Origin of the sequence: Roseovarius sp. SK2, assembly GCF_028807495.1 — a bacterium.
GTDB lineage: Bacteria > Pseudomonadota > Alphaproteobacteria > Rhodobacterales > Rhodobacteraceae > Roseovarius > Roseovarius confluentis.
The window spans coordinates 113,896-124,770 of sequence record NZ_JARAMK010000013.1 but is presented as its reverse complement, the minus strand read 5'-3'; the positions used below and the strand labels follow the sequence as shown (position 1 = coordinate 124,770).

The 10,875-nt window shown below is 62.8% G+C and carries 9 protein-coding genes; 8 read left to right on the top strand and 1 reads right to left on the bottom strand.

Annotated features, from left to right (window positions below; all coding sequences use genetic code 11):
• The first annotated feature begins 257 nt into the window (after window positions 1-257).
• Together PVV74_RS20595 and PVV74_RS20590 are read left to right on the top strand one after the other, a co-directional pair.
• A complete protein-coding gene (locus tag PVV74_RS20595) occupies window positions 258-785 on the top strand; it encodes a tripartite tricarboxylate transporter TctB family protein (RefSeq protein ID WP_103761930.1) in 528 nt (175 codons plus the stop codon).
• A gap of 78 nt (window positions 786-863) precedes the next feature.
• Window positions 864-2,321 carry a tripartite tricarboxylate transporter permease gene (locus tag PVV74_RS20590; RefSeq protein ID WP_274594493.1) on the top strand — a complete coding sequence of 486 codons (1,458 nt, stop codon included), beginning with the start codon at window positions 864-866 and terminating at the stop codon, window positions 2,319-2,321.
• Window positions 2,322-2,395: 74 nt separating this feature from the next.
• Here PVV74_RS20590 and PVV74_RS20585 read toward each other — a convergent pair whose 3' ends face one another.
• Window positions 2,396-3,802: a helix-turn-helix domain-containing protein gene (locus PVV74_RS20585; RefSeq protein WP_274594488.1), complete on the bottom strand. Its 1,407-nt coding sequence runs from the start codon at window positions 3,800-3,802 to the stop codon at window positions 2,396-2,398.
• A 127-nt stretch (window positions 3,803-3,929) separates the two neighbouring features.
• Between PVV74_RS20585 and PVV74_RS20580 the strand changes: the two genes are divergently transcribed.
• The 6 genes from PVV74_RS20580 (at window position 3,930) to PVV74_RS20555 (ending at window position 10,791) form a co-directional block, all read left to right on the top strand.
• The gene (locus PVV74_RS20580; protein ID WP_103761933.1) at window positions 3,930-4,985 is read left to right on the top strand and encodes a ketopantoate reductase family protein; all 1,056 of its coding nucleotides are present in this window, start codon (window positions 3,930-3,932) and stop codon (window positions 4,983-4,985) included.
• Window positions 4,986-5,356: 371 nt separating this feature from the next.
• A complete protein-coding gene (gene eutB, locus PVV74_RS20575; protein ID WP_274594487.1) occupies window positions 5,357-6,364 on the top strand; it encodes a hydroxyectoine utilization dehydratase EutB in 1,008 nt (335 codons plus the stop codon).
• Window positions 6,354-7,340 (top strand): cyclodeaminase, encoded by a 987-nt coding sequence (locus PVV74_RS20570; protein ID WP_274594486.1) that lies wholly within the window; start codon window positions 6,354-6,356, stop codon window positions 7,338-7,340. The genes eutB and PVV74_RS20570 overlap by 11 nt, the downstream gene beginning before the upstream one ends.
• A gap of 7 nt (window positions 7,341-7,347) precedes the next feature.
• The gene (locus PVV74_RS20565; RefSeq protein ID WP_274594485.1) at window positions 7,348-7,830 is read left to right on the top strand and encodes an Lrp/AsnC family transcriptional regulator; all 483 of its coding nucleotides are present in this window, start codon (window positions 7,348-7,350) and stop codon (window positions 7,828-7,830) included.
• 112 nt (window positions 7,831-7,942) lie between these two features.
• Window positions 7,943-9,409, top strand: a complete 1,467-nt coding sequence (locus tag PVV74_RS20560) for an NAD-dependent succinate-semialdehyde dehydrogenase (RefSeq protein ID WP_103761937.1) — start codon at window positions 7,943-7,945, stop codon at window positions 9,407-9,409.
• Window positions 9,410-9,420: 11 nt separating this feature from the next.
• Window positions 9,421-10,791 carry an aspartate aminotransferase family protein gene (locus tag PVV74_RS20555; protein WP_103761938.1) on the top strand — a complete coding sequence of 457 codons (1,371 nt, stop codon included), beginning with the start codon at window positions 9,421-9,423 and terminating at the stop codon, window positions 10,789-10,791.
• Window positions 10,792-10,875 lie beyond the last annotated feature (84 nt).

Here is a 10,875-nt window from a genome sequence, read left to right as displayed (position 1 = left end):
GTTTGACCTGCGAGACGATGATGAAAGGCGAGGACCTTGCCACGTTCCACGCGAACCAGAAGGTCGCGCACGAGAAGCTGATCGAAAAGGTCGGCGCCGCGTCTATCACCGGCGAATAAGACAGTCCTGAAAACAGCGGGGTCCGGATGTACCGGGCCCTGCACCTGGATGCCTGACGATCCGGGCGCGGGCAGATTCGTCCGGCAGGGACACGCCCCCTCGAAAGATCGCAAACGATTTATACGGAGCCAAAGAGAATGACGGTCCGGACAGCGGAACTTCTGATGGCCATCACGACACTGATAGTGTCGCTCGGCCTGATGCTAAACGTATACACAGACGACCTCAGTATCGGCTGGGTCAGGGGCAGAGGTCCCGGTGCAGGCATGTGGCCGTTCTGGTTGTCGGCGGGGATGGCCTTGGCTTCCGTCGCCACACTCGTGCGGTGGGCGCAGAAAAAGACGCCCGAGTCGCGCAGCACCGATCCCTACATCTCGAAAGACACGATTTTCCTCGTGTCGATCTCGGCGGGGTCGATCCTGGCACTGCTGATCATGATGACGTTCATCGGCACCTACTTGGCGCTGATCGTCTTCATGCTCTTCTTCGTGCGCTTCATGGGGCGGCATTCCTGGCCGATGACCCTGGCATTCGCAATCGGCACACCGATCTTCGTCTACCTGCTCTTCGAGGTGGCCCTGACGAAGTATTTGCCGAAGGGTCTGCCGATCTTCGAGGACGGTTTCCTCTGGATCGACAACTTCCGCTACGAATGGTTCTACTGAGAGGTCTGACGACAAATGGAAACGATACTTGTATCATTGACAGCAGGCCTTCTTGAGGCGTTTCAGCCCCTGAACCTGATGATGATTTTCGCGGGCTGCCTTGCGGGGCTGTTCGTGGGCTGTATGCCGGGCCTCGGCTCGGTCAACGGGGTGGCGATCCTGCTGCCCATCACCTTCCTGGTGCCGCCGACGACGGCGATCATCTTCCTTGCCGCGCTCTATTACGGGGCGATGTACGGGGGGGCGATCAGTTCGATCACCCTGGGCATTCCAGGGGCCTCGACGGCCGTGGCGACGGTGTTCGATGGGCGACCTATGGCCCAGGCCGGCAAGGCCGACCAGGCGCTCATGGCCGCGGCCATCGCGTCGTTCATCGGCGGCACGGTCTCGATCATCCTCTTCACGCTTTTCGCGCCGCCTCTGGCTGCCTTCGCGCTGAAGTTCGGACCACAGGAGGAGTTCGCGCTGATGCTGTTGGCCTTCGCCACCTTCATCGGGCTGGGCGGGGACGACATACCCAAGACGATCTTCTCGATCCTTCTGGGCCTCGTGCTGGCCGCGGTCGGCTTCGACATCATCTCGGGCAGCCCGCGCCTGATCTTCTTCGACATGGTCGAATTCCAGCGCGGCATCGGCTTCCTCGTGCTGGCGATCGGCATCTACGGTGTGGGCGAGATGCTCTGGACGCTGGAATCCACCAGCGGCAAGGTCCAGATGCACAACGTCAAGATCTCGATGTCGCGGATGAAGGCCAACTTCAAGCAGATCCGGGAATACATCAACTCGACCTGGGTCGGCTCGTTCCTCGGCTTCTTCGTGGGCACGCTGCCCGCGGCGGGGGCCACCCCTGCGGCGCTGATGTCCTATGGTCTCAGCAAGACCTTCTCGAAGGATCCCGACAGCTTCGGCAAGGGTAACGTGGCCGGTGTGGCCGCGCCTGAATCGGCCAACAACGCGGCCTCGACGGGCTCGATGCTGCCGATGATCACGCTGGGCATTCCCGGCTCGCCCACCACGGCGATCCTGCTGGGCGGCATGATCATCTGGGGCTTGCGCCCCGGGCCGCTGCTGTTCACCGAAAGCCCGGATTTCGTCTGGGGCCTGATCGGCTCGATGTACGTGGCCAACGCGGTGACGGTGATCCTGAACATCGCGCTTATCCCGATCTTCATCCGGGTTCTTGCGATGCCGTTCACCCTGCTGACGCCGATCATCTTCACGCTCTGCGTGCTGGGGGTCTTCGCCACGACCGACCGGATGTTCGACACCTGGATCATGCTGATCATCGGCGTGGTGGGCTACCTGATGCGGAAGTTGAACTACCCGGTGGCGCCGGCTGTACTGGCCATCGTTCTGGGGCCCTTGGCCGAACGGTCGCTGCGCCAGTCGCTGATCTCGGCTCAGGGTGACGCGACCACGTTCATCACCCGACCGATCTCGCTGGTCTGCATCTGCCTTGCACTGGCGCTGGTCTTGTTCCCGGTCGTGCAGCGCATCATGCGCAAGCGCAAGAAGGCGGCGGAAAGCCAGGCCTGATACGGGCCACGCAGCTTACCGCGACGCCCAACGCCTGCCCCCTGATCTCCCGGGGGGCAGGCTTTTTTACGCCGTCAGCTTTCGTAGCGGGTGGAGCCGCGCCGGTTGGCGTCGATCGGCAGGTTGATGAACAACGGTTGGTGCGCGCGCTGCGAACAGGCCTGGCGCGGACAAAGCTGACAGTTGATGCCGATCGGCTGATAAAGCGTCGGATCGTCGATCTTGAAGCTGGCGGCATAGCGGAGGCGGTGCGCGTGCCGGGCCTCGCATCCCAGCGTCAGCGTCAGGCGCCGATCCTGGGTTTCCGCGCTGAACACGGGCCGGTGGACCGTCCGGCTGATCGAGAAGAACTGCTGCCCGTCCGGCATCTCGACGAATTGCGGAAAGATCACGCCGGGCACCGAAAAGGCGGCGTGCACGTTCCACACCGGGCAGGCCCCGCCATATTCCGCCAGATCGAACGACGTCGCATTGAACCGCTTGGTCACGTTGCCCGCACGGTCCAGCCGCAACAGGAAGAACGGTATCCCCTGCGCCTTGTCGCGCTGCATTGTCGTCAGGCGGTGGCAGACCTGCTCGAACGTCACGCCGAAGGCCAGCGCGATGCGGTCGATGTCATAGCCCGTCTCCTCGGCGGTCTTCAGGAACGGCTCGTAGGGCATCAGGAACGCGGCGGCGAAATAATTGCCAAGTTCGACCTCAAGCCGGGGCTGGACCCGTTCGGGGTCGGCCTGGGCGTTCCGGGCCATCTTGGCAATCATCCGGCCCTCTGTCAGGAAAGCCAGCACATGCGCCATCTGGAATGCGCGGTTCTCTGTATTGAGCGCTTGCGACAGATGCAGCGTGCGACTCTTCTCGTCGTAGATCCGAAGCGATTCGCCCATTTCTTCCAGCGGTCGGACCTCGGCGGACACACCGTGGTGTTTCCTGAGCCCCGCGCGCATGTCCACAAAGAGCGATTCGGGCGCGACCGGAATCTCGCGCCGGGCATTTTCGGCGGCCACCTCGAGCACGGCGAAATAATTGCTGTTCTTGCGGAAAAAATCGTGGATCGCGTTTTCGGGCGAGGCGTTCAGCATCTGTTCATCCCGGCCATCCATCCCGCCGCGCATGATAAGTCTCAGCGCAGCGCGATGCGCCCGGTGCAGTTGCAGGAAATGATCGACAAGCGCGGGGGCGCGGTCGATCGCGCTGCGCAGCTCCTGCACGTCCGGCGGATCGCCTTCCAGCGTGGTGTCGCCGAAGGCGTTGCGCAGGTCGGCCAGCATATGGGCGCTATCGTCTTTTGTCAGTTCCTTGACGTCCACTTCGAACGTCTCGGAAATGGCCAGAAGCATTTTGACCGAGAGGCTTCTCTGGTTGTTTTCCAGGAGGTTAACATAGGCCGGGCTGATCCCGATACGCTCGGCGACTTCTGCTTGGGTCATATCGCGAGCGATGCGCATCTGGCGCAGCTTTGGTCCGATGAAAGTCTTTGACATGGGGTAAACTTTACAAAATTACAGAATAGTGGAGTGTAAGTATTATCAATAACACATTTACACGAATTTTGTAGAAGAATCTGTTCACGCAATTATGTTGCGCAGTGAATAACAAGGAGATCGCATCATGGCTCGCAAGGTTCTTATTCTGGGCGCATCCTACGGCTCGCTGCTGGGCACGAAACTGTTGATGGCCGGCCAGGACGTCACGCTGGTCTGTCGCCAGGCGACGGCCGACATCATCAACGAGCACGGCACCGAAGTGCGCATCAAACTTCGCGACGAAGACGAGCACCGCGCGTTCAAATCCGGCGACCTGCCCGGCACGCTGGATGCAAAGGCACCTGGCGACGTGATCCCCGAAGACTATGACCTCGTGGCCCTCGCCATGTCCGAACCGCAATACGGCAACGACGAGATCTCGAAGCTGATGAAGCGGATTGCGGCGGCCGAGCGGCCCTGCATGTCGATCATGAACATGCCGCCGCTGCCGTATCTGAAGCGCATCGAAAAGCTGGATGCCGACGCGCTGCGGCCAGCATTCAACAGCATTGAGCCGTGGGAGGGTTTCAAGCCGGGCCTCGTCTCGCTTTGCAGCCCCGACCCGCAGGCGTTCCGCCCGCCCGAGGAGGGCCCCAACGTGCTGCACGTCGGTCTGCCCACCAACTTCAAGGCTGCACCTTTCGAAGACCCGGCGCATACCGCCATCGTGCGCGAGTTGGAGGAGAAGATCGAAGCGGTGCGCGTGGATGGTAAAGATGTACCCGTTAAGCTTCGGCTGTTCGACTCGCTGTTCGTGCCGTTCGCGAAATGGGCCATGCTTCTGACCGGAAACTACCGTTGTGTTCAGCGCGACGGCGCGCGTCCCATCAAGGAAGCCGTGCACGGCGACCTTCTCGAGTCGCAGTCGATCTACAAAAAGGTATGCGACCTTGTGACGGCGCTTGGGGCAGACGAAGAAGATCAGGTTCCCTTCGAAAAATACGCGAATGCCGCGAACGGCCTCTTGAAGCCATCCTCGGCCGCGCGTGCCATCGAAAGCGGTGCCGAAGAGATCGAGCGCGTGGATCTGCTGGTCAAGCTGATTGCGGACCAGATGGGGCAGCCAATGGCAGAAGCCGACGAGACCGCCGAGATCATTGATACCCGGCTGGCGGAAAACCGGCGCAAGGCGGCCGCCTGACTTTCCCGAACTGAAGGCAACTGGACCGCCCCGTGATGTGTGTCACCGGGGCGGTCTTGTTTTTGGGCCGGGTTCAGCCAGCCAGGACGGTGACGTGTCTTTTAGGGACCCAACCTGAGCTGCAAGCCAATGGCCTTTCTGGTCGCAAAGCCAAAGGCGTTTGTCCGGTTCAAACCGATCGGTCTGTCCGTCACCCGTGCTCGGGCCGGCACCAACCGAAAGCGTGTAATCGCCCAGGGAATCCGCCCCACTGACCGCGCCGCGGCGCATTCCGGTTGCGTTTGACCCATCGCATCCCGCATCTTGTTCCAAAAGGGACCGGGTCTCAGCACTTCCGGGTCTGCAAAGCTAACAGCCAGAGGAGTTTCCACTTGGCATTTGCGTTGTCCAACATCCTTGCCGCGCGACGGACGATTGCGGGAATTGCCGACAACACCCCGTTCGTGCCGTCCCCCTTCATGACGCAGAAGTCGGGCGCGGAATTCCTGATGAAGCTCGAGAACATGCAGCCTATCGGCGCGTTCAAGCTGCGCGGCGCGGTGAACGCGGTGATGAACCTGCCGGAGGATGTTGAAGGCGTCACGTGCTGTTCGACCGGGAACCACGGGCGCGGCGTGGCCTATGCCGCCGCGCACCGCGGACTGCGCGCCGTGGTCTGCATGTCGAACCTGGTGCCGCACGCCAAGGTGGACGGCATAAAGGCCCTGGGCGCCGAGGTGCGGACCTGCGGTAAAAGCCAGGACGACGCCTTGGCCGAAAGTCTGAGGCTGGTCGAGGCCGAGGGGCTGGTGGAAATTTCACCCTTCGACGATCCGCATGTCATCGCAGGGCAGGGGACCATCGGGCTGGAAATGTTGCAGGCGCGTCCCGATCTGGCCACGATCCTTGTGCCATTGTCAGGCGGCGGGTTGGCGGCGGGCGTTGCCGTCGCGGCAAAAACGATCAACCCGCAGATCAAGGTCATCGGCGTCAGCATGGATCGAGGCGCCGCCATGCATGCTTCCATTGCCGAGGGTCGGCCTGTCGAGGTCGAAGAGGTCGCAAGCCTCGCGGATAGCCTTGGAGGCGGGATCGGGATGAACAACAAGCTGTCTTTCGCCCTGTGCCGCGATTACCTCGATGACACCGTGCTGGTGACCGAGGAAGAGATCTATCACGCCATGCAGGTGCTGTTCTACGAGGACCGGATCGTGGCGGAAGGGGCGTGCGTTGTCGGAATCGCCGCGCTTCTGGCTGGCAAATTACCAGAGATGCCGGGGCCGATCGGTACGATTATCACGGGCCGCAACCTCGATATGGGAATGTTTCACCGAATCATGGCCGGTGAGGACATTCAGCTTGGCGACACGCTGGTGAAAGGGAACACCTATGTCACATGAAATCCAGATCGTGACCGAGGCCGAATTGCGCGCGGCGATCCGGCTTGACGTGGACATGGTCGATGTCATCGAACGCGCCTTCGCCGCGCTGGCGGGCGGCGATGTCGTGATGCCGCCAATCCTTTCCATGGACCTGCCGCAGGTCAACGCCGAAGTCGACGTGAAAACCGCGTATATCCCCGGCTTCGACGGTTTCGCCATCAAGGTCAGCCCCGGCTTTTTCGACAACCCGGCACTGGGTCTTGCCAGCCTTAACGGCCTGATGATCCTGTTTTCAGCCAAGACGGGCCTGGTCGAAGCGGTCTACCTGGACAACGGCTATCTGACCGACATCCGCACGGCGGCCGCGGGTGCGGTGGCCGCGCGGCACCTCGCCCCGGACACGATTGAGACAGCAGGCGTCATCGGAACCGGCGTGCAGGCCCGGCTTCAGATGCAGGCCGCACATCTGGTCCGTCCTTTCAAGCGCGTGCTCGTGCACGGGCGAGACGCCGACAAGGCCGCCGCCTGTGCCGAGGATCTTGCCGCGGCACTGGAAATCGAGGCTGAGGCCGTCACCGATCCCGCCGCGCTGGTGGCCGACAGCCAGCTTGTCGTCACCACCACGCCAGCGCGATCCCCGGTGCTGATGGCCGACTGGCTTCATCCCGGTCTTCACATCACCGCCATGGGCTCGGACCAGGAAGGCAAGAACGAGATCGACCCGCAGGCCATCGCGGCCGCGGACCTTTACGCCTGTGATCGGGTCAGCCAATGCGAAACCAGCGGCGAGCTGGAAGCCGCCCGGGCCGCGGGGGTTCTGACGGGCGCCACCCCGCCGGAGCTGGGAGACATCATTGCCGGCAAGGCCCGGGGCCGACAGTCGGCGCAGGACATCACCATCTGCGATCTCACCGGCACCGGGGCGCAGGATACCGCTATCGCCAGTCACGTCCGCGCGGCACTGCCCGATGCGGGCACGCGTATTCGGACCTGACCCGACCATGACACGGCTGGACGCGCGCGATATCGAGATCCTCAAGGTCCTGACCGAGGACGGACGGATCACGAAAGCCGCGCTTGCCGAGCGTGTGGGCTTGTCGGCCTCGCCGTGCTGGGAAAGACTGAAGCGGCTGGAAAAGGCGGGTCTGATAAGCGGCTACCGCGCCGAGATCGCTTTGCGGAAAATCGGCCCGCACGTAACGGTCTTCGTGGCCGTGGAACTGACCGATCATACCGCCGCGACATTCCGCATTTTCGAGGATGCCGTGCAGCAGTATCCGCAGATCGTCGCCTGCTGGGGCATCGGCGGCGGCTATGATTACCTGATGCAGATCGTGACCCCCGACATCAATGCCTATCAGCGGCTTGTCGACCAGATGCTCAACGACCGGATCGGGATGGCGCGGTATTTCAGCTATGTCGTGACCAAGCCGGTCAAGGGCCTGACCGCCCCGCCCATCGACGTGATTCTGGGTGCGCAGTAGATTCTTCTGTGCCTGCTGCAATTTGCAGAAAAATCCACTTCCACGGCAGGTTCATTCAGGCTCACCCATTGCCCAAACCATATAAAACCTCCGCAAGTCAAAGGAGGACACAATGCCCGACACGTCTTTGCGCCTGATCGAAGACCTGCGCCTCGTGCGCAACTTTTCCTATGTTGGTGGCAAATGGGTCGCCGCCGCCGATGGCAGCACCCTGACCGTGACAGATCCCGCCGATGGCGCGGTCGTTGGCGAGGTTGCCAGCCTTTCTGCCGATGAAAGCGCCGAGGCCGTCACCGTCGCCCAGCACGCCTTTCCGAAGTGGTCGTCCATGCTGCCACAGGACCGCTCCGCGATCCTGCGCCGGTGGTTCGACCTGATCATCGAGAACCGAGAGGACCTCGCCAAGCTGATGGTCGCCGAGCAGGGCAAACCCCTGTCCGAGGCGCGGGGCGAGATCGACTACGCCGCGTCCTTCGTCGAATTCTACGCTGAAGAGGCAAAGCGCCCCAACATCGAGGGCGTCACCAGCCATCTGAACACCGCCGAGGTCGAACTGTGGCTTGAACCCGTGGGCGTCGTGGCGCTGATCACGCCGTGGAACTTCCCCTCGGCCATGCTGACGCGCAAGGCCGCCGCGGCCCTTGCCGCCGGCTGCACCATCGTTGCGCACCCCAGCCATGAAACACCGTTCTCGGCGCTGGCACTGGCCGAATTGGCCGAACGCGCGGGCGTCGCGCCGGGGGTATTCAACGTCGTCACGGGCCGCGCCTCGACCGTGGTGCCGCCATGGACCGACGACTCGCGGGTGCGGGCCCTGTCCTTCACCGGCTCGACCGAGGTCGGGCGGCTGCTCTACCGCGCGTCGGCGGAAACCGTGAAGAAGCTGGTGATGGAACTGGGCGGACATGCCCCGGTGATCGTGTTCGACGATTGCGACCTCGATCATGCCGTCGCCGAGACCATCAAGGCCAAGTTCGCCACGTCCGGTCAGGACTGCCTGGGCGCGAACCGCATCTATGTCCAGCGCGGCATCTACGATGAATTCTGCACGCGTTTCACCAACGCGACACAGGCGCTGACGATTGGCGTCGGCATGGATGACTGCGATCTCGGCCCGCTGATGAACGAAGGCGCCGTCGCCAAGCAGGAGGCGCATGTCGCCGACGCCTTGGAAAAAGGCGCGAAACTGGCCTGCGGCGGCAAGCGTAATCCGCTCGGGCGGCTGTTCTACGACGCGACCGTGCTGACCGATGTTCCGGACGAGGCCGAGATCATGCGAGAGGAAACCTTTGGGCCCGTCGCGCCGATCACGCCGTTCGAGACCGAGGACGAAGCCATCCGCCGTGCCAACGACACCGAATACGGCCTTGTGGCTTACGTCCACGCCCACGACCCGCGCCGCATCTACCGGCTGAGCCGTGCGCTGCAGTTCGGCATGGTCGCGGTCAACCGCACCAAGGTCACCGGCGCGCCGATCCCGTTCGGCGGGGTCAAGCAATCCGGCCTTGGCCGCGAGGGCGCCCGAAAGGGCATGGAAGAGTTCATGGAAATCAAATACGTCTGCCGCGATTGGGGCTAAGGAGAGTACGAATGCTGAAGAACGATCAACTTGACCAGTGGGACCGCGAGAACTTTTTCCATCCCTCGACCCACCTGGCGGAATTCGCCCGGGGTGAGGCGCCGCAGCGCATCGTGACCGGTGGCTCCGGCTGTCATATCGAGGACCGCGACGGCAACCGTCTGCTCGACGCTTTTGCGGGGCTTTACTGCGTGAACGTGGGCTATGGCCGGCCCGAGATTGCCGACGCCATCGCCGAACAGGCCCGCGAGCTGGCCTATTACCACGCCTATGTCGGCCACGGCACCGAGGCGGCGATCACGCTCGCCAAGATGGTGCTGGACCGCGCGCCGGACCACATGTCGAAAGTCTATTTCGGCCTGTCGGGCTCGGACGCCAACGAGACCAACATCAAGCTGGTCTGGTACTACAACAACATCCGTGGGCTTCCGCAGAAGAAAAAGATCATCTCGCGCTGGCGCGGCTATCACGGCTCGGGCCTGATGACCGGCTCGCTGACCGGGCTGCACCTCTTTCACCAGAAGTTCGACCTGCCGCTGGCGCAGGTGCTGCACACCGAGGCGCCCTATTACTATCGCCGCGCCGATGTGAACCAGACCGAGGAACAGTTCGTCGCTCATTGCGTGGCCGAGCTGGAGGCGCTGATCGAACGCGAGGGGGCCGACACCATCGGCGCCTTCATCGGCGAGCCCGCGCTGGGTACCGGGGGCCTCGTGCCGCCGCCGGCAGGCTACTGGGCCGCGATCCAGGAAGTGCTGGCCAAGCACGACATCCTGCTGATCGCCGACGAGGTCGTCACCGGCTTTGGCCGCCTGGGCAGCATGATGGGCTCCGATCATTACGGCATCAAGCCCGACATCATCACCATCGCCAAGGGCCTGACCTCGGCTTATGCGCCCCTGTCCGGGTCCATCGTGTCCGACAAGGTCTGGAAAGTGCTGGAACAAGGCACGGATGAGAACGGCCCCATCGGCCACGGCTGGACCTACTCGGCGCACCCGATCGGGGCCGCCGCCGGTGTCGCCAACCTCAAGCTGATCGACGACCTGAAGCTCGTGCAAAACGCCGGCGAGGTTGGGGCCTACTTCAAGAAGGCGCTGACCGAGGCCGTGGGCGACCACGTTCACGTTGGCGAAGTGCGCGGCGAGGGCCTTCTCTGTGCTGTCGAGTTCGTCAAGGACCGCGATGACCGCGTGTTCTTCGACGCCTCCGAGAAGGTCGGCGCACGGCTGGCCGGTGAACTGGTCAAGGAAGGCGTGATTTCACGCGCCATGCCGCAGGGCGATATCCTTGGCTTTGCGCCGCCCTTCTGCATGACCCGCGAAGAGGCCGACGAAGTGGCCACCAAGCTGGGCAAGGTCGTGAAAAACGTGCTGGGCTGAGACCGTCCTGTCGCAATCAATCAAGGCCGCGCCATCCCGGCGCGGCCTTTTTTTGTCCGCCGGCTTGGTTGTTCCGCCGGCTTG

Bases quoted from the DNA above. Each gene is read 5' to 3' on its own strand.
- PVV74_RS20595 (WP_103761930.1), top strand. From the start codon at position 258: ATGACGGTCCGGACAGCGGAACTTCTGATGGCCATCACGACACTGATA.
- PVV74_RS20590 (WP_274594493.1), top strand. From the start codon at position 864: ATGATGATTTTCGCGGGCTGCCTTGCGGGGCTGTTCGTGGGCTGTATG.
- PVV74_RS20585 (WP_274594488.1), bottom strand. From the start codon at position 3,802: ATGTCAAAGACTTTCATCGGACCAAAGCTGCGCCAGATGCGCATCGCT.
- PVV74_RS20580 (WP_103761933.1), top strand. From the start codon at position 3,930: ATGGCTCGCAAGGTTCTTATTCTGGGCGCATCCTACGGCTCGCTGCTG.
- PVV74_RS20570 (WP_274594486.1), top strand. From the start codon at position 6,354: ATGTCACATGAAATCCAGATCGTGACCGAGGCCGAATTGCGCGCGGCG.
- PVV74_RS20565 (WP_274594485.1), top strand. From the start codon at position 7,348: ATGACACGGCTGGACGCGCGCGATATCGAGATCCTCAAGGTCCTGACC.
- PVV74_RS20560 (WP_103761937.1), top strand. From the start codon at position 7,943: ATGCCCGACACGTCTTTGCGCCTGATCGAAGACCTGCGCCTCGTGCGC.
- PVV74_RS20555 (WP_103761938.1), top strand. From the start codon at position 9,421: ATGCTGAAGAACGATCAACTTGACCAGTGGGACCGCGAGAACTTTTTC.